The organism is Gracilibacillus thailandensis, from assembly GCF_010994055.1.
In the GTDB taxonomy this organism is placed as follows: Bacteria; Bacillota; Bacilli; order Bacillales; family Amphibacillaceae; genus Gracilibacillus; species Gracilibacillus lacisalsi.
Genome location: NZ_WJID01000007.1, coordinates 1 through 20,287 on the forward strand (window position 1 = coordinate 1; position 20,287 = coordinate 20,287).

At 36.9% G+C, this 20,287-nt stretch carries 14 protein-coding genes; 4 read left to right on the forward strand and 10 right to left on the reverse strand.

The window, feature by feature from the left end; genetic code table 11:
* Positions 1-225: 225 nt before the first annotated feature.
* The 4 genes from GH715_RS03180 to GH715_RS03195 all read right to left on the reverse strand — a co-directional run bounded on the left by GH715_RS03180 (position 226) and on the right by GH715_RS03195 (position 9,578).
* Entirely contained in the window at positions 226-3,828 is a 3,603-nt protein-coding gene (locus GH715_RS03180) for a dynamin family protein (RefSeq protein WP_153834202.1), read from the reverse strand.
* 719 nt (positions 3,829-4,547) lie between these two features.
* On the reverse strand, positions 4,548-7,001 hold the full coding sequence (parC, locus tag GH715_RS03185) for a DNA topoisomerase IV subunit A (RefSeq protein WP_153834203.1): 2,454 nt from the start codon (positions 6,999-7,001) through the stop codon (positions 4,548-4,550).
* A gap of 139 nt (positions 7,002-7,140) precedes the next feature.
* Entirely contained in the window at positions 7,141-9,093 is a 1,953-nt protein-coding gene (gene parE, locus GH715_RS03190; RefSeq protein WP_153834204.1) for a DNA topoisomerase IV subunit B, read from the reverse strand.
* 71 nt (positions 9,094-9,164) lie between these two features.
* Entirely contained in the window at positions 9,165-9,578 is a 414-nt protein-coding gene (locus tag GH715_RS03195; protein ID WP_153834205.1) for a CoA-binding protein, read from the reverse strand.
* Between the two features lie 219 nt (positions 9,579-9,797).
* Here GH715_RS03195 and plsY point away from each other — a divergent pair, with 219 nt between their 5' ends.
* From plsY to yidD, 3 genes are all read left to right on the forward strand, one after another.
* Positions 9,798-10,382, forward strand: a complete 585-nt coding sequence (gene plsY / locus GH715_RS03200; protein WP_018934008.1) for a glycerol-3-phosphate 1-O-acyltransferase PlsY — start codon at positions 9,798-9,800, stop codon at positions 10,380-10,382.
* A gap of 106 nt (positions 10,383-10,488) precedes the next feature.
* Positions 10,489-11,412, forward strand: coding sequence for a GTP cyclohydrolase FolE2 (folE2, locus tag GH715_RS03205; protein WP_153834206.1), 924 nt, complete (start codon positions 10,489-10,491; stop codon positions 11,410-11,412).
* A gap of 10 nt (positions 11,413-11,422) precedes the next feature.
* On the forward strand, positions 11,423-11,650 hold the full coding sequence (gene yidD / locus GH715_RS03210) for a membrane protein insertion efficiency factor YidD (protein ID WP_083939080.1): 228 nt from the start codon (positions 11,423-11,425) through the stop codon (positions 11,648-11,650).
* A gap of 98 nt (positions 11,651-11,748) precedes the next feature.
* Here the strand turns inward: yidD and GH715_RS03215 are convergent, their stop codons facing one another.
* Genes GH715_RS03215 through GH715_RS03230 form a run of 4 tightly spaced genes read right to left on the reverse strand, consistent with a single transcriptional unit; the run spans position 11,749 to position 15,370 of the window.
* On the reverse strand, positions 11,749-12,048 hold the full coding sequence (locus GH715_RS03215) for a hypothetical protein (RefSeq protein ID WP_153834207.1): 300 nt from the start codon (positions 12,046-12,048) through the stop codon (positions 11,749-11,751).
* Positions 12,049-12,050: 2 nt separating this feature from the next.
* Positions 12,051-12,473 carry an acyl-CoA thioesterase gene (locus tag GH715_RS03220; RefSeq protein ID WP_153834208.1) on the reverse strand — a complete coding sequence of 141 codons (423 nt, stop codon included), beginning with the start codon at positions 12,471-12,473 and terminating at the stop codon, positions 12,051-12,053.
* Complete coding sequence (locus GH715_RS03225) at positions 12,470-14,755, reverse strand: AAA family ATPase (protein ID WP_153834209.1); 2,286 nt, start codon at positions 14,753-14,755, stop codon at positions 12,470-12,472. Before GH715_RS03225 ends, GH715_RS03220 begins: the two co-directional genes overlap by 4 nt.
* Positions 14,756-14,773: 18 nt before the next feature.
* The gene (locus GH715_RS03230) at positions 14,774-15,370 is read right to left on the reverse strand and encodes a redoxin domain-containing protein (protein WP_163578430.1); all 597 of its coding nucleotides are present in this window, start codon (positions 15,368-15,370) and stop codon (positions 14,774-14,776) included.
* 283 nt (positions 15,371-15,653) lie between these two features.
* Here GH715_RS03230 and GH715_RS03235 point away from each other — a divergent pair, with 283 nt between their 5' ends.
* Positions 15,654-16,109: a CBO0543 family protein gene (locus GH715_RS03235; protein ID WP_153834211.1), complete on the forward strand. Its 456-nt coding sequence runs from the start codon at positions 15,654-15,656 to the stop codon at positions 16,107-16,109.
* Between the two features lie 152 nt (positions 16,110-16,261).
* Here the strand turns inward: GH715_RS03235 and acnA are convergent, their stop codons facing one another.
* Both acnA and GH715_RS03245 read right to left on the reverse strand, forming a co-directional pair.
* Positions 16,262-18,964, reverse strand: coding sequence for an aconitate hydratase AcnA (gene acnA, locus GH715_RS03240; RefSeq protein ID WP_153834212.1), 2,703 nt, complete (start codon positions 18,962-18,964; stop codon positions 16,262-16,264).
* A 181-nt stretch (positions 18,965-19,145) separates the two neighbouring features.
* Positions 19,146-20,249, reverse strand: coding sequence for an ATP-binding protein (locus GH715_RS03245; RefSeq protein WP_153834213.1), 1,104 nt, complete (start codon positions 20,247-20,249; stop codon positions 19,146-19,148).
* Between the last annotated feature and the right edge of the window lie 38 nt (positions 20,250-20,287).

Below are 20,287 nucleotides of genomic sequence, written 5' to 3' on the forward strand. Positions count from 1 at the left end.
TAGGCGTCCACTTCGACTCCTGTGGGATCAGCGTGATCTCAAGATCCACTTTTGTGAAGCGATCTTCTTTACAAAAGTTAGCTGAAGACACGCCCCACGGAAAGCGAAGTGGGCAAGCCGCAGCGGTTGTTACGCCTATTATTCATGTCAAAATGACTACTTTGGACAGGACCGGCGGGCTTTGCCGGTTTTTCTTAGGATTTGTCCTTCATTTGTATATGAACTTCAAACTGATAGTTTTGAATCTAAGACTTGATCTAAATGTTCTTTAATGGCAAGCAATTGCTCTTTATTTTCTTCTTGATCTTCGATACCTGCTATTATTTGATGATAATACGCTTGCGTTTCTTCTTGATAGTGATTCCAAATCTCTTGATCATAGTGCTCCCATTGTTTTTGGTAAAAGCTAACCATGTCTTGTTCCATTTTGGTTACAGCTTCATCCCAAGTCTTGTCGAAATATTTACCAGTATATTCCTCAAGATCCTTTCTTCCATTCTCAGCAAAAAAACTTTTTGAATCTTTGTAAGTATTACTCCACTTGGATAACAAACCTTTATCTACTTCTGTTTGTTCCAACTGTATATCTGGCTGTGGTAAATGAATATCCTCTAGCTCCGATAACGAAAATTGTGGGTCCACTTGTTTTACTTTCGTTTGGATTTCCTGGCGCATTTGCTGTAACGCTTGATTAAAACTTTGCTCCAAACGAATGGAAATAGCTTCATATTCATGTTGTAAGCGTGTGTCTATTGCTTTTGATAGTGCAGAAAGAGCTGTTTCCACTTCTTTCTTGCCCTTGCGACCATTCGATTGAATAGCACCTGGGTTAATATAATCCTTGAAGACATCAGCATATTGAATCGAAAACCGCTGTTTTGCATAAAAGGTTTGTTTGGTTAATTTTTGCTTGACTTGATCGAAATAGGAGCGATTATCTCGTTGTTTGATTTCCTTCACTATTTCTAGTTGATTGGTTTTACCTTGTTCTACTAGATGTTCTTTTTCCGCCTGATCTCCATTGATAATCGATAGCCAGTTCGATACTAGAGCATTTGCTCTATGCAGATCCGTGTAGATAGAACGCATACTCATCTGAGTTAATTCTTCTTTCACAAATCGATAAAACGATTGCTCAAATTGTGGTAATCCAGCCTTTTCACTTTTTTCTTCCATTGCCTTTTTACTGGAAACAGAAAACATTCTCGGGTCTTTAATATCAAATTGAGATAATTCATTACGGACATAATTCAAAACTAGTTGAGCTTCTTGTTCATCTTTTGCCAAGTCAATCGCATTAATAATAAAGAACATTTTATCTAATTCAAACGCATCCTTCACCTTTCCGAGTCGTTCTAAAAATTGCTGATCAGGCTTGGAAAAGGGATGATTGTAATAAGTGACGAACAAAATTGCATCAGCATCTTTGATATAGGAAAATGCTAAATCTGTATGTCGCGCATTAACGGAATCTGCTCCTGGTGTATCAACTAACGTAATTTGCTTTTCTGTTAACGGACAGTCATAATAAAGCTCCATTTCCTTAACAAAACATGCAATCTCTTCTTCACGAATATATGAATGAAAGTCATCAAAACCAATAACATATTCGGTGCCAATTTTTTTGTGCATCTCATTAAATCCATTGTAAAATGCGGTTAGAAATGACTTATGTTGGTCGGCAATATCTAATTTGTCCAGTTTGGTTTTTTGCATCCATTTAAAAGCTTTAGAAAGACTTTGGAATTCCTCTTCCACCATTTCCTCTATATCTGCTAAAAGTTCTTGTTCTTGTTTCATCACGACATATACATCTTTATGCTGATAATTTCCATTTACTGGACTAATCTTATTTATGGCTGCCGTTGTCGGATTTGGTGAAACAGGCAATACTTTCTCTCCGATTAATGCATTAGCAAAGGAAGACTTACCGGCACTAAAGGCACCAAATAGTGCAATCGTAAAAGATCGGTTATGCAGTCGATCTTTTTTTCTGTGTATTTCTTGACGAATCGAATCTAAGCCGTTGATTCCTTCAAACATTTGGTCAGCTTCTTCTACATCTTTAACCGTTTCGTTAAAAGAAAACAAGGTTGTGTCTTTAACGCTATCAGTCTGTAGGTGTTGCTGTTTTTTCTCTTCTGTTTTTTTATTGTCTGGTAATTCTGCTATATCGATTACTTTGTCGATAATTCTGGCATCTGATTCCTTCTCCAGCGCCTGTAATACATCTTCACCAAAAGTAAGCTCTTTTCTTACAATAGATTCAGCGTTATTTTTATAGAGATGAAAATCTTGCTTCATTTGATCTATTTCTTCCTGAATGGCTTGATACTTTTCGATTGTTTCTAACTCTGTTTTCTTTTCAGTTAATTGCACTTCAATTGGCTTAAGAATTTTTTCTTTTAATTCATGCCACTTGTTTTTATAAAACTGACGATACATTTTCTTTATTGCTGCTGCGACCTGGTCTGTATAAACAAGTATATAATCGCCATTTACCGTTGCACCATCATTCATTAGTTTCACTAGTTCATTTGTTTGGAAGTGCTCTTCAAAGATAGCCTCTGAAAAGTGAACTGATAGATAAGGTTTTAAAAATTCCGACATTTTATCTCGTAATTTCCACTCTAGACTTACTTCTGCTTTTTCTTTTATCGCTTGATAGAAAGCAGCTAACCGGTCATTACGTTCGGCTTCTATCTTCTTGCGATTGCGGAATAGCCCAACTTTAAATTTGGGATCAAAGGCTTGAAGTACATTCTTTGCTTTTTCGCGAATTTCAAATGGAATCAGTTGTGCATTTCTCGTAGTCTGTTCAACCTCATGTAAATAATCCTTTTCCAAATGGTGTTTCTTTTCTCGTAAGGTTTGAAATTGCTCTTGAGCCTCTTGATAGGACACTGCTGGCAATTCTATCACTTCTAGTTCTTCCTCTAAATCACTGAGTCTGTCATCCATTTGCTTTTGTCTTTCCTGGATACTTTGATAAACCGTGTATGCTGTACCATTCCATAAAGTGTCCTGTAAAACCTGCTGGTGATTAGTCGTTATTAAACGATTGATCGTTGCTCTTAATTCATTAAATTGATTGATTGTCTTGTCTGTACCATTCATGGACGTATAATAGACTTGCTCAGGAGTAATAGCCCATTGCTGAAAAACTTGCTCTAAACTAGTTTGGAAATCAGTAAACGTTATTTCTGTTTCATCATGTTTATCCATCTGATTAATAATCACATAGTATGGCTTATTCATTTCATCTATTCTTTTCAAAAAGCGTGCATTTACCTCTGATTGAACATGGTTATAATCCATCACATAAAACAACACATCGACTTGGTGGAGTGCGGATTCGGTCATTAAGCGATCAGCATCATTGGCTGCATCAATACCTGGTGTATCCATAAAGGTTACCCCTTGAGGTAATGTCTCCATGTTTTTAAATATTTCCACTTTTTTGACTTCATCACCATCGCGACATAATTGATGCAGTTGATCCATCGGCGGAAGAGCTTTCATTTTAATTGCTGGCTGATCAGCAAAATGAACAATAACCCCGTCTTCTCCCTTTTTTATCTCGACGATATTAGCACTGGTTGGGATCGGGCTTTGAGGTAATAATGCTTCGCTCATTAAATAGTTAATTAACGTCGATTTTCCTGCTGAAAAATGTCCACTAAAACAAATATGTACCATTTGTTGCTGTAATTTAGCATAGTAATCAAGTACTTGCTCTTGTTGTGTTAGTTCCTTATTTTGTTCGTAAAAATGATATAAGTCCGCTAACTGTTGCTTATCTACCCTTTGGCTACTTGTTGTCAACATTATCTAAACTCCTTGATTGATCATTCTATTTTCCCATTATACTGATTTTTTACAATTATGGCTAATAGTTTTCTTCCTTTTCCAACGATAAACCTGAATTTTAGCTACAAACTGCGAGACATAATTTTTGAATTATATAGTGATGATAACTACCACTCCGGCTGCCCACTTCCCTTTCCGTGGGGTTTGCCCTTCAGCTAACTTTTTCGAGCACAAACCGCTCGAAAAAGTGGATCTTCAGGACAAACAGGTCCCACAGGAGTTGAAGTGGGCGGCCTTCGTTAAGATATGCTCCACAACACTTATCCGAAATCAGTCCGTTGATTTCTCCGCTATATATAGCATAGGGTTCGAGTATGCTACAGGGGCATTCACAGCCGATTAGTACTGTAATAAAACAGATAGTTTAGTTCCATGAATTCATTTCTTTTCTATAATCAGAGAACCAAAATAGCGTAGGCAGAATACGGAGACTCCTGTGGGAACAGCGCGAGCCGAAGATCCAATTGGTGAAGTGATTTTCTTCACCAATTTAGCTGAGGCCGTGCCCACGGAAAGCGCAGTATTCTGCCGAAGCGTAATGCAGCACCGACCAAGATGTAGTATGGAAGAGAGCAAGTCCATGTCTAAGTTACTTTGCAGTTTATGATTATTCAAAGTTTATAATTCATGTTTTATGTAAAAAAGATACCCAACGAGAGGCTGGGTATCTGGGTATTTTATTCTTTTTCTTCGTCAAAGGCTTTAGTTAGTTCCATTTTGGATTTGATGGTTGTTACTTCACCGGCAAGGTCGCTGTCTATTACGTATGAACCATTACTGTATCGATCACTTATTGGAAGCTCCATCGGTTTTACTTCATGGATTTCATCCTTCGCAGTTACTAAAGTGATAACATCCTCACTATCCACTAAATCAAAGCCAACAATTCGATGTGGTTTTGATTTTAACTCCCTTAGCATAACCGATCCTTTTTTTGCTCGTGAAGATTTCTCAAAGCGATCTATCGTCATACGTTTACAAGCACCACGCTGCGTAGTCACAAACAAATGTCTATTTTCTTGCAGTTCATCCATTAGAACCGCATTAACAACAAATTCATCCGCTTTTAACTGGATTGCTTTCACCCCTGCAGCACGTTGACCAATTACGGACACTTCTGATTCATGATACCAAAGTCCGTAACCTTTATTAGTAGCTACGAATATGTCCTGATTACCGTCTGTTTCATACACATTGACTAACTGGTCTCCTTTTTTCAAATTCAAAGCTATCAATGGACGGGAATAACGCTGTGAATAGTATAAATCTAACGTACTTTTCTTTACCATACCATTTTTCGTAAAGAAAATGAGATATTTATCTTTGGCAAATTCGCGAATTGGTATGGCTTTAACAATCGTCTCATCTTTATCAATAGAAGCTATATTAGACAAATGCTGCCCCAGTTCTTTCCAACGAATATCAGGAAGCTGGTGAACTGGTATCGGCACATAACGACCTTTGTTGGTAAACAGCAACAAATGATCTGTCGTGTTAAGTTCCAATAAAGAGATTAAATGGTCATTCTCTTTGATCGTAAAATCCTCATTGCTTGAAGCAGTATATGACCGGATACTAGTTCGTTTTACATAGCCCTGTTCCGTGACAGTCGTAATGACATCTTCACTGGCTACTGTTACCTCTACATTAATCTTTAATTCTTCAATCTTTTCTTCGATTTTTGTACGACGCGCTTCTGCATACTGTTTTTTCATACTTCTCAAGTCTTTTTTAATAACAGATAACAATTTCTTTTCATCTGCAAGAATCGCCTGATATTCAGCTATCGCTTTTTGAAGTTCATTCGCTTCTTTTTCTAAAGCTGTTATATCTGTATTGGTTAATCGGTATAACTGCAAGGTCACAATTGCTTCTGCTTGTGGTTCCGTAAAACCATATGCTTCCATAATCCGTTTTTTGGCATCTTGTTTATCCTTAGATGAACGTATCGTTTGTATTAATTCATCTAAAATGGAAACAGCTTTGATTAGACCTTCGACAATATGTGCTCTTTTTTCCGCTTTATTTAAATCAAATTTTGTTTGCCTAGTAACGACTTCTTTTTGATGCTCGATATACGCATCAATCATTTGTAATAAATTTAATAATTGCGGTGTTTTATCCTTGATTGCCACCATATTAAAGTGATAGGTAATTTGTAAGTCAGTATTTTTATATAAATAATTAAGTACACCTTGACTGTCTGCGTTTCTTTTTAACTCAACAACAATTCGTAAACCTGTTCGGTCTGTTTCATCGCGAACTTCTGCAATTCCTTCAACTTTGCGATCAATTCTTAGCTCATCCATTCGTTTAACTAGGACAGCCTTATTCACTTCATAAGGAATCTCGTCTATCACAATTTGTTCGCGATTTCCTTTCACCGATTCTATATTAGCCTTTCCACGTACGACAACTTTTCCTTTTCCGGTCTGATAAGCTTTCTTTAATCCTTCATAACCTTGGATAATCCCACCAGTAGGAAAATCTGGTCCTTTAACAATCTCCAGTAATTCTTCTACGGTTACTGAAGGTTTATCCAGACGTTTAATAATGGCATCGATGACTTCACCTAAATTATGAGGTGGTATTTCAGTCGCATAACCAGCAGAAATACCAGTTGATCCATTCACTAATAAATTAGGAATTCTTGCTGGTAGTACAACTGGTTCATCAATCGTATCGTCGAAGTTCGGGATATAATCAACTGTCCCTTTATCAATGTCACGAATCAATTCTGATGCGATAGCAGATAATCTCGCTTCGGTATAACGCATCGCTGCAGGTGGGTCACCATCAACACTACCATTGTTACCATGCATTTCTACTAACACATTACGTAGTTTCCATGTTTGACTTAATCGTACCATCGCTTCATATACAGATGAATCACCATGTGGGTGATAATTACCGATTACGGTACCTACTGTTTTGGCTGATTTTCGGAAAGGTTTATCATGGGTATTTTTTTCTTCGTGCATTGCAAACAGAATTCTGCGTTGTACTGGTTTTAGTCCATCACGTGCATCGGGTAGTGCACGATCTTGGATAATGTACTTACTGTAACGTCCAAAACGATCTCCCATTACATCTTCTAGAGGGAGATCTAAATACTTTTCTTCTACTGCCAACGAAATTCCTCCTATAAAGTAAGACTTCCAACAATGGAGGTTCCCCACTGTTGGTTAGCAAAAAGAATCATAGTGTTAACGCCCGTTTCCCCGCTATGCTTCCTGTGGATATGACGGACAATTAGCACCGTTAAAAGTCCTACATTTGAATATTCTCATTATCAATAATATTTTCATCTTCTTCTAAACTGAACTGAACATGCGATTCTATCCATTTACGACGTGGCTCAACTTTATCCCCCATCAATGTAGTTACTCTTCGTTCCGCTCTAGCTAAATCATCAATGGTTACACGAATTAACGTTCGAGTTTCAGGATTCATCGTCGTTTCCCATAACTGGTCAGCGTTCATTTCTCCCAGACCTTTATATCGCTGCAGGTGATAACCATTTTTAAAATTTTTGGTTACCTTTGTTAGTTCATCTTCGGTCCAGCAATACTCTATCTGTGCTTTGGCACCTTTTCCTTTAGATACTTGATATAAAGGTGGTAAAGCAATAAATACTTTTCCTGCTTCAATTAACGGCCTCATATAACGATAGAAAAAAGTAAGCAATAATATTTGAATATGAGCACCATCTGTATCGGCATCGGTCATAATAACGATTTTATCATACTGGACATCATCAAGAGAAAATTCACTGCCAACACCTGCACCAATTGTGTGAATAATCGTGGAAATCTCTTCATTCTTGAGAATATCTACTAGTTTTGCTTTTTCCGTATTGACCACTTTACCTCTTAAAGGTAATACAGCTTGGAACTTTCGATCTCTTCCTTGTTTTGCCGATCCGCCAGCAGAATCACCCTCGACAAGGTAAAGTTCGTTCTTGTCTGGATTGCGGGACTGTGCAGGTGTTAATTTACCACTTAACAAGGCATCTTTACGACGTTTTTTCTTACCACTTCTTGCTTCTTCCCTTGCTTTTCGAGCAGCTAATCGGGCATCTTTTGCACGAATTGCCTTTTTAATCAGCATTGAAGCAATGTCAGGGTTTTCCTCTAGGAAGTATAGTAAATGCTCAGCTACAACCGTATCGACAGCAGACCGTGCTTCAGCTGTACCTAGCTTCCCTTTAGTCTGCCCTTCAAATTGCAGCTTTTCCTCTGGGATTTTCACGGAAATAACCGCTGTAAAGCCTTCACGAATATCGTTACCTTCAAGGTTTTTGTCTTTTTCTTTTAACAGATTGACTTTTCTTGCATAATCGTTGACAACTCTTGTAATGGCAGTTTTCGCACCAGACTCATGTGTCCCGCCATCTTTTGTTCGAACATTATTAACAAAAGACAATATATTCTCAGCAAAGCCATCATTAAACTGAAAAGCAAAATCCAACTCCATTTCTTGCTGCTCACCTTCAAAAGCAACTACCTCATGAAGCGCATCCTTTTCCTCGTTTAAGTAAGAGACAAACTCTTTTAATCCATCTGGATAATGAAAGGACTCTTCTACACCATCATTTCTTTCATCAATCAGATCGATGGTAATTCCTTTTAATAAGAAAGCTGCTTCTCTTAATCTCTCTGCCAATATATCAAACTGAAACATATCCGTAGAAAAAATCGAACGATCCGGTTTAAACGTGATCGTCGTTCCCGTTTTTTTCGTTTTGCCTTTTTTCTCAAGTGTTGTAACCGGCTTACCACCGTTCTCAAATCGCTGATAAAAAACGGCGCCGTCTCTTTCAATCGTAACTTCTAACCATTCTGATAGAGCATTTACAACTGATGCACCTACACCATGTAGACCACCACTTGTTTTATATCCGCCTTGACCAAATTTCCCACCTGCATGTAAGACAGTTAAAATGACTTCTGGAGTCGGTCTACCTGTTTGATGCATACCTGTTGGCATACCACGGCCATTATCAGATACGGTAATACTTTGATCCGGATGAATGGTTACTTTAATGTGTTCGCCATAACCGGATAATGCCTCGTCAACAGAATTATCTACTATTTCAAAGACAAGGTGATGTAAGCCTCTGGCATCAGTACTGCCTATATACATCCCTGGTCTTTTTCTTACGGCCTCGAGCCCTTCTAAAACTTGAATCGAATCATCACTATACGTTGTATTATTGCTCATTACTTTCTCGATACTCCTTCCCTACACTACCTCTATACTAGAATATAGAACATACATTCCTGATTGTAAAGTTATTTCATTAAAACGGCATGTGCGACTTTTATACATTGGTCCATAATAACCTGTTTGTTATGTTTGGTTAAATAGTCGTATGCTTCATGATCCATCACACCTTGTTGCATCCAAACATAATCAGCATCCGTTTTTACGATTTCTTTCGCTAATTCTTTTAAGTAAATAGATCGTCTGAAAATATTGATCAACTCAAAAGGTTCTTGCACGTCTTCTATGGAGTCATATGCTTTTTCACCTAACACTTCTTCCACATTAGGATTCACCGGAATAATTCGATATCCCTCATTTTGCATCGCTTTTGCAATTTGATACGAGGTTCGATATGATTTATCTGATAGTCCGATCACCGCAATAGTTTTCGTTTTTTCTAACATTTCGCGCATTAATGGTTGTTCATTTTCATTACTCATTTGTTACACCTCATTTTTATTGATTAAACCATTTAATAGGAATTGACGCAAGTAAACACGTAAAAAATGTTCCTGATTTCATCCATTTCTTGCTAGTTATTCTTCTGTTTTATCATAGTTGGACAAAAATTTAAATATTGCATGTATCTCTTTTGCAAACATCGTGCTAAAATAAAGTCAACAATACCAATCATAACATTATATTTAAGGAGTTTGATGATGGAGTATATTATTTTTATCATTCTTGCCTATTTACTTGGTTCAATACCTACAGGACTAATCGTAGGTAAGGTCGGCTTTCAAAAAGATATCAGAGAACACGGTAGTGGCAACTTAGGTGCTACTAATACGTTTCGGGTGCTCGGTGTGAAAGCTGGTATTACGGTAACCATAGTTGATATCTTAAAGGGTACTTTAGCTGCTGTATTACCGGTTCTTTTTCAAGCAGAAACAGTTTACCCACTGGTAGTCGGAATTTTTGCCGTTATAGGGCACATGTTCCCAATATTTGCGAAATTTAAAGGTGGGAAAGCAGTAGCAACCTCCTCAGGGGTAATCTTAGGTGTTAATCCGTTATTATTTCTCATTATGGTCTGCAGCTTTTTAGTTATCCTTTATTTAACAAAATATGTATCACTAGCTTCTATGTTAACTGGTATTATTACCATTATCGTTACCATTGTGCAGCAAGATATTGGTTTAACGATTGTCATTTCTATTTTAACAGCATTTGTGATATATCGACACCAAGCAAATATAAAAAGAATTATCAACAAAACCGAGCCTAAAATTAAATGGATGTAAAAGGGTCTAACAGTACCGTTAGATCCTTTTTTCAAGCTTTTTAAATTGAATATTAAACGCAGATTAAGTATACTTTGAAATAGTTGAAGACGAAAGGGGTCTAATCATGAAAGATTTTAGCATCAAACAACTTCCAAACAAAACAGAAAGACACAAATTGTTTGGCTCAGTTGAACCAGGCGAGAAAACAAAACCAACTGAAAAAGAAAAAATGCCTGATTTACAAAATACACAGAAAGACTTTTTATTTGATATAGATCAAGTGGGAATTTCCAATGTCAAACATCCCATACAAGTGCACAGTAAAGTAAAGCCAGAAACGCAAACAACTATCGGAACTTTTAAAATGACTTCTTCCATTAAGAAAAGTCATAAAGGGACAAATATGAGCCGCTTTACAGAAATGATGCAGCACTATAGTGATGGTAATCCGTTCGAGTTGTCTGTCTCAACATTAAAACAATTTACTAAAGAAATGGCAGATCGACTAGAACAGGATGATAATCAAATCACGGTTTCATTTCCTTGGTTCTTTGAACGCAGTGGACCAGCTTCAGACATGGCTGGCATGAATTATGCCAATGCAGAAATCACCATGATTTATGATAAAAATGCTGGTTATAACATCACAGTATCACTGGAAGGTACGATTACTACTTTGTGCCCTTGTTCAAAAGAAATTAGTGAATATAGTGCACATAACCAACGTGGTAATGTGAAAATGACTGCAGAATTATCACATGACTACAATGAAGATGATGTAGACTGGAAACAAGCATTATTAGAAGCAGCCGAAAGCAATGCAAGCGCACGAATCCATCCCGTTTTAAAACGACCAGATGAAAAAATGGTCACGGAACAAGCGTATGAAAATCCTCGCTTTGTAGAAGACATGGTTCGATTAGTCGCAGCGGATTTATATGAATTACCGTTTATAGAGAAGTTTACCGTAACATGTGAAAATGAAGAATCCATCCATTTACATGATGCCATTGCTTCGATAACGTATGATAAGGCACTTCATCGCTGAGGTGAGTAATTTGAAAACATTGATTATATCATTTATTCGTTTTTATCAACGTTTTATCAGTCCAATGTTTCCACCAAGTTGCCGGTTTCAGCCAACTTGTTCTCATTATAGTTTAGAGTGTTTTCGCCAATTTAATATATGTAAAGCTACCTATTTATCTGTGAAAAGAATACTAAAATGTCATCCGTTTCACCCAGGTGGTTTCGATCCCGTCCCTACTAAAAAGACCGAGCATTAACGCTTGGTCTTTGTTGTGTAAAAAAATCTATAGACAGGGCAGTTCTCATCTATCTTAATTAATGAGCAAAGATACGCTGCGCTGTTTAAACGTTACTTTTACAAATGGAATTTCTTTATCTGTTCCCATTGTTGTTCATTGGTTAAGATTTCTTTTTGTCTGTATCCAAATAAATCGAAATGTGGATAATTCGGATCTTGGTGAATCCATTCCTCCCTCAGCCCGTATTTTTTACCCCATTCTATTAATTTCTGATAATCAGCACAACCTACTTTGGTAACAGTTGTACATCCCGGAAATCGATCATCAATCCAGTAGTGTGTTAGGAAAGCTATTTTCCCATAACGGACATCTGCTTTCCACGTTCTTAACGTGTTTCTGTCAATTCCAAAAGCCATCATTATTCACTTACTTTCAACGCTTTTTGATATGCTTCATGCCAGTTTGGAAATTGTTTTTTCAACGATAGCGGACGGAAATTATCTTTTTTTACAATAACATGTTGGGTTTCCCCTGTAACGGCAACTTCTCCATCCTGCCCAATGATTTGATAACCATATGTTGTACGAATGCCATTATATTTCTCTAGCCATGTCTCCACATAGGCATCATCTCCATAACGAATTGGCTGTTTAAATTGAATATTGGCATCAACCACTGGGGATACGACCCCTTTTGCTTCCATTTCATGGTACTCGAAACCTAACTCTTCAATAAAAGCGGTTCTTCCTATCTCAAACCAAATTAAATAATTGGCGTGGTAGACAACACCCATTTGATCTGTTTCCTGATATCTTACTTTAATTGGTGTAGTTACTTTCATTGTTGATTCGTCCCCCTAATTGATTTCCATGCTAATTCAAAATCTTTTTTCGTTAAAAGTTCGAGCTGTTCCATTTCAGCAGTTTCCATATCTAATCGTAATGCTTGATACTGAATCGCTTCGTTTATCAAGTTAACAACAAATCGCCCATTTCCATTGATCGTTGTATCTTCAAATTGCTTGGATAAATAATCAACCACGTCAACATCTAATTGATACTGAAATTCTTGTACATGATAGCTTACCATCTCCAGAAGTTCCTCTTTGATATAGTCCTGAAAATGGAAGTACTTCTTAAACCTAGATTCCAATCCTGGATTACTGGCAATAAACCGCTCCATTTCATTTTTATATCCAGCAAGAATAATCACGATATTTTCGTTATGCTTGGTCATTTCGTCCACTATCGTATCTATCGCTTCTTTCCCAAAGTCCTTTTCTCCACGATATAACGCATACGCTTCATCAATAAATAATACGCCACCTAATGCTTCTCGAATTTTATTCTTTGTTTTCGTAGCGGTTTGGCCCACAAATCCAGCGACAAGATCACTTCTTGAAGCCACAACTAAGTGACCTCGTTTTAGTAAACCACATTGCTTTAAAATTTGTGCAAACAATTTAGCTACTGTCGTTTTTCCAGTTCCCGGATTACCTGAAAAGACCGAATGTAATTGAACTGGCACAGTTGGAAGTTGTAATGATTTGCGCTTTTGTTGTATTTGGACGAAAGCAGATAATTTTTTGACTTCCTCTTTTACATTATCAAGACCGATAAGTTGTTCCAATTGTTCCATTGGTTCAGTAGAATCCTTCTGATCATCCAGTGCAGCAATATCTTCTTCAGATATGCGCATATGAGCTAGCCAGTTTTCTTCTAACGGCAACTCGTGGCTTGCACCAATATGAAAAATTACTTTAAGTACTAAATCTTTAACAGTACGAGCATTACCAAATGATTCATCCACACGGGCCTTTTCAATTAATGAGAGAAAGCGATGGCGTGCCTGTTCTGTGAAAAAATAATCATTTTGTAATGCTGTATCCTCAGCAATTTGTAATAATTCTTCATTCGAAAAATCAGGTAACTTAATATAATTCCCATCAGGAAAACGGCTTCTTAACCCTTGATTCGACCATAAAAAATGCTGCATTTCATCTGTATATCCTGCCATAATAACCGCAAATTTGTTAGCATATTCCTTACTGGTCATACTGGATACGAGCGTATCAATGACTGCTTGGCCATAATCATTGCCTGTTTGGTCTTCACGCTTTAAATTATAAGCTTCATCGATAAACAGTACGCCTCCTAGGGCTTTTTTTACATAATTTAATGTGTTCTCTTCACTTTGCCCCATAAAGGAACCGACTAATTGCGAGCGATTTACCTCAATTACCTCATTTGTTTCCAAAAGCCCCAGCCGATAGTAGATATCTGCTAGTAACCGAGCAATCGTTGTTTTACCAGTACCAGGATTTCCGGTAATCACCATATTTAACCCTTGCTCATCCACCATTTGAAATCCAGCTTCTTTTCGTTTTTGCTGATATTTTAAATAGTGATAGTAATGATTTATATAATCCTTCACTTCATCTAGACCAATCATTTTCGTTAATTCATCTAATGGATCGGAGGTTGTTTCTTCCTTAATGAAAGAAGGTAAAGCATCATAAAAAAGAGTGATATAATAACTTAATTTTTCAACTGCCTCATTGTAAGGTTGAATGTCTTTCGTTGATTTACGTTGTTCCAACGTATACACAACGGTTTCGGCGACATCCTCTATATATTCCACCTGTTCAAAAATCTGATCATATGTCTTTTTAATTCGATTATTTGATGCTGTATGAATAGATTTCAATTTTGACAGACGTTCCATTTCTGTTAAAAGGCCTTTAGCCTTCTTCAGTTTAACTGGATCAAAGTCTGTTTCCCGAATGGTAAATTGAGCAAGATCAGTTTCTTGTAAGTCATTATAGATGGACAAATAGTGTTTTAATGCTTGTACATCTGCAACCATCGGGTGATTGCTTTCTTTTTTTAGCTGCTCAAGATGTTTATTTAAATGATCATCTGTGACGTTTCTTTTTAAGCGATAAAAAGTAAGCATACTATACAGTAATGCTTCTGAATCTAATTGTAATATAAAGCTAGCTTGCTCAACTTTGTCGAGGATCCTTAATATTTCTACCTCGGTGTATGGAGGATTCTCATCAAGTGAATTCCAGCTCTGGATTTTTTCTTCAATTTCTTGCCATTCTATTGTTGACACCAACATACTCCTCCCCAATCATTTCTAACTCTGTATTTCTTTCAAATGATCTTGCATTTGCTCTAATGACATGGCACCATTGATTCGTTTCATAACTTTTTGATCACTAGTTCGAATGATAAATGATGTAGGCATGCCAATAATGGAATAATGATCATACACTGTGTCATCTTCATCTAATAAAACTGTAAACTGAAAATCTCCTTCATTTACAAATTCTTTTACTTTGGCGATGGAACTTTCTGTATTTGTAGTGTTTACTGCAATAACCTTAACAGTATCCCTATTCTCATGCTCGAATGTCTGCAAATCAGGCATTTCGTCGAGACAAGGTTTACACCAAGTTGCCCAGAAATTCAACAAGATATAGTCTTGTTCCACATCAAATGCCTCAACTTCACTTCCTGAAAGATCAGGTAATCTAAAATTAGGTGCCTTGTCACCTGCTTGTAACTGTTTAACATTTGGTGCTGTAATGCCTACACCATCTACAGACGTATCATCTGTAACATCTATAATATTCGGTTCAGATTGATCGATTCCAATATTTGTGAAGTTGGTAACTATCAAAATAACGACCAAAATCAACACAACCGATACCGATAAAACACGCTTCCACATAACGATCATCCTTTACAATAGCACTAAAGCCTATTATATAAGATAACAACCACAGCGTCTAATTATAAAATTCAATCTCTTAACTGCTAGATATTCACGTTAAAGGCAATGCAATGAAATAAACAGATAAAGTATAGCGTAAGGAGATGTAGTAAATACTAAAATCCTAAGAATATAAAGTCAAAGAAGGTGGACTATAAATGACTTTCCAGGAAGGGTTAGATCAAATAGATAAAGCTACTCAAAAAATGACTGAACAAATCAATTAACTATTGAATCTGTTATGAACGCTTTCTTATTTACTTGGCAATGGTGGGTCGCATTAGCTATGATGATTGTTCCTTGGATTATCTGGGCAATATTCCGTGACCGTAGAAATTCTGCTCGTATATTTTCGGCTGGTTTATTGATGATGGTTATATCTGAAATTTTGGACGCGTTTGGTGTTAGTTATGGAAAATGGGCCTATCCTATAAAAGTTATTCCACTGGCTACGGTCAGCTTTTCCTTCAGATTATCTGTTTTACCTGTGTTTGCAATGCTATTGTTACAATTTAAGCCTCAACTTAATCCATTTATAAAAGCAATTATCTTCGGTGGATTTGGTGCATATGTAGGTCTGCCATTGTTAAGTATGATGGATTTATATAAGAAAATTGATTGGTCACTCACCTATTCATTTATTATTTTGTTCTTCATGTATTTACTTGCTCACTGGTTTAGTCGGAGAAATTCCTGAAGAAATCAATAAAAATACTGATTCTCACTAGTTAATTGCTTTGCCGCAAACGACTGTAATTGACGAAGATAAACGGTAGAATAAATCAAACTTATCAAAGCAACAACAAAAAAGATAGCCCATCATAGGACTATCTTTTCTTCTAAAATCTATTAAGCTAGTTTGTTTCGAAGTACCATTTGAAGGATACCGCCATGACGGTAGTAATCCACTTCTACTTCACTTTCAAAGCGCGCGATTACTTCAAATTCTGTTACTTTACCGTCTTCGTCTGTCGCTTTCACTTTTACTACATCACGAGGCTTAACAGACTCATCGATTTGTACTTCATATGTTTCTTTACCAGTTAAACCTAGTGAATCTGCGCTGTCACCTTCTTTGAATTGAAGAGGTAACACACCCATCATTACTAAGTTGGAACGGTGAATACGTTCAAAGCTCTGTGCAATAACTGTTTTAATACCTAATAGGTTTGTACCTTTGGCAGCCCAGTCACGAGAGCTTCCCATACCATAATCATTACCAGCAAGTACAACTAAACCTGTTCCATCTTGTTGATATTTCATTGCTGCATCATAGATAGGCATTACATCGCCAGTTGGCCAGTACGTTGTGAAGCCACCTTCTGTACCAGGCGCTAATTGGTTCTTAATGCGAATGTTCGCAAATGTACCGCGCATCATAACTTCATGGTTACCACGACGAGAACCATAAGAGTTAAAGTTACGAGGAGAAACATTTTTATCCTGCAAGTATTTACCTGCTGGCATATCTTTTGCAATCGCACCTGCTGGTGAAATGTGGTCAGTTGTTACTGAATCACCAAATTTACCAATGGCACGTAAGCCGGATAATTCCTCTACAGTACCAGGTTCTTTTGAAAGTCCTTCAAAGAACGGAGGGTTTTGAATATAAGTAGAGTCATCGTTCCAAGAATATAATGGTTCATCAGTTGTTTCGATTGCATTCCATTTTTCGTTTGAATCAAATACATTTTTGTATTGTTCACGGAAAATTTCTGGTGTTACAACTTTTTCAACTTGTTCACGTACTTCATCCATAGATGGCCAGATATCATTAAAGTAAACTGCATTACCATCTTTGTCATGACCAATTGGATCGTTCTTAAGGTCAACGTCAACAGTTCCTGCTAAAGCATATGCCACAACTAATGGCGGTGAAGCTAAGTAATTAGCTTTCACTAACGGGTGGATACGACCTTCAAAGTTACGGTTACCAGAAAGTACAGAAGAAACGGTTAAATCATTATCAGCAATTGCTTTTTCGATTTCTTCACGCAACGGACCTGAGTTACCGATACATGTTGTACATCCGTATCCTACCAAGTTGAAGCCTAATTGATCTAAGTATGGCATTAAACCAGCATCCTCTAGGTATCCTGTAACAACTTTTGAACCAGGTGCAAGGGAAGTCTTCACATAACCTGGTACTTCGAGTCCTTTTTCTACTGCTTTTTTCGCAAGTAAACCTGCTCCAAGCATAACGTAAGGGTTAGAAGTATTGGTACAAGATGTGATCGCAGCAATTGCAACCGCACCTGTTTTCATTACAGATTTACGTCCATTTGGATGATTGATTTCTACTTCTTTATCAAATTCAGAAGCATCTAGACCAAAACCTTGGTTTCCAGCTGGAGCTGTAATAGCTTCATTAAATGACTTCTTCATTTCTGATAGTGGAATTAAGTCTTGTGGACGTTTTGGACCAGATAAGTTAGGTTCCAGTTCAGACAGATTGATTTCCACTAGTTCAGTGAACTCTGCATCTGGTTGATCTGGTGAATACCACAAGCTGTTTTCTTTACAATACTTCTCTACAAGCGCAATTTGCTCTTCACTTCTACCAGTTAGACGAAGATAGTTTAATGACTCCTCATCTACAGGGAAGAAACCGCATGTAGCACCATATTCTGGCGCCATGTTAGAGATTGTTGCACGGTCTGCTAATGGCATATCTTGGAGACCTGGTCCAAAGAATTCAACGAACTTACCTACAACTTTCTTCTCGCGCAATACTTGTGTAACTTTTAATGCTAAGTCAGTTGCTGTTGTACCATTAGGGAAGCTTCCTGTGAATTTCACACCGATAACTTCTGGTGCAGGGAAGTAAGAAGGCTGTCCTAACATACCAGCTTCTGCTTCAATACCACCAACACCCCAACCTAGTACGCCTAAACCATTAATCATGGTTGTATGTGAGTCAGTACCGACTAGTGTATCTGGAAAAGCATCGACATTTCCGTCTTCATTTTCCACCGCATGTACAACATTCGCAAGGTACTCAAGATTTACCTGGTGTACGATACCTGTTGCTGGTGGAACTGCACGATAGTTATCAAAAGCTTTTTGTGCCCAGTTTAAGAATTCGTAACGTTCTGCATTACGTTCAAATTCTAATTCCATATTTGCTTGTAAAGCATTCTTTGTACCATATTCGTCTACTTGTACAGAGTGGTCAATTACAAGATCAACCGGTACTTCTGGATTAATCTTATCTGGTGATCCACCCATATCTACCATTGCTTTACGTAGAGAAGCAAGGTCAACTACTGCTGGTACACCAGTAAAGTCTTGCAAAATAACACGAGAAGGTTTAAATGGTACGTCTTCACCTTTCTCTTTCCCCCAGTTTGCTAGACTCTTAACGTGTTCGTCTTTAATAACATGTCCATCGTGTTGACGAATTAACGATTCTAATAAAACACGAATCGAAAAAGGTAAACGATCGATTTTACCAATCCCTGCATTTTCTAATGCTTTTAACTGGTAATAGTTATACTTTTTACCGTTCAGATCAAATTGCTTTTTTGCTTGAAATGGATTCTGATTAGTCATTTCGCCCAGTTACCCCCTTAAAAAATGTTAGACCGAAATCTGATCTCTCATATCTCTAAATACTATGTAACATAGTATGCACCATACTATTTTAAATGAAATCGGTTTATAAGTAAAATGATTCACAGCAAAAAAATCGATTAAATCTATCAATCTATGAGTTCGATACCAAATATTAGTGTCAATTTCCGTTAAAAGGAAGGTAAATACTGAAAGTACTTCCTTGGCCATTTTCTGATTCAATCTCTAATCTTCCACTATGATTATCAATTATTTGGTTGGAAATCATTAACCCTAAACCAGTACCATTCTTCTTAGTTGTAAAAAAAGGTTCTTTCAGCTTATGAATAAGATGCTTAGGGATTCCTGGACCTTGATCTTTTATCGCAATCATACACTCTTCCCCATCATTTTTGACTAGAACATGGATCATGCCACCGTCAGTCATTTCCTCAATGGCATTCTTTATTAAATTAATAAAAACCTGCTTAATTTGAGAACGATCACAGTACACCATACAGTCATCATCATCATCTGCTTCTAATACTAAATCAATATCATACAAGTTAGCTTGTGTTTTCAAAAGTGTTATCACATCATGTAGCATTTTATTTATGTTTTCATCGCTTTTATCGTCTGTCATCGGTTTAGAAATAAACAATAACTCCGATGTGATCGTATTTATCTTGTCAATTTCATCCATCATGATTTTATAATACTCATCTTTACTACTAATACCGCCTTGCAATAACTGTACGAAACCTTTCAATGAGGTAAGAGGATTTCTTATTTCGTGAGCTATACCTGCAGCTAATTGACCCGCGATTGACATTTTCTCAGATCGTATTAACATTTCTTCTGCTTGTTTTTTATCAGAAATATCTCTAGAAAGGGACAGAATCTTTTTTTCACCGTTCCAGTTAATTACTTGCAAAATTGTTTCAAACACAATAAATCTGCCTATTTGATTACGAATATGTATATAAAATTTCTGCTCCTCGGAACTGTTTACATTAAAAAATTTTCTGACATATTTCTGATCATCACGCATGATATAACGAAACACTGACTTCCCAATTAGTTGTGCTTTGCTAAAGCCTAAAACTCTTCTAACTGATTCCGATATATATTCAATCTTTCCAGAATAATTATTAATACTTATAAGATCAAATCCATTAGCTTCAACCTTATTCAGTATCTCTTTTGGTAAATCCGAAAGCATGATAGTTTTTTCCACTTCGTCATTTACACTCGTGCTATCTGGCTGATCGACATAATTAAGCAAGGCCTTACCCCCTAACTTTTTTCATCAAAAATATTTTG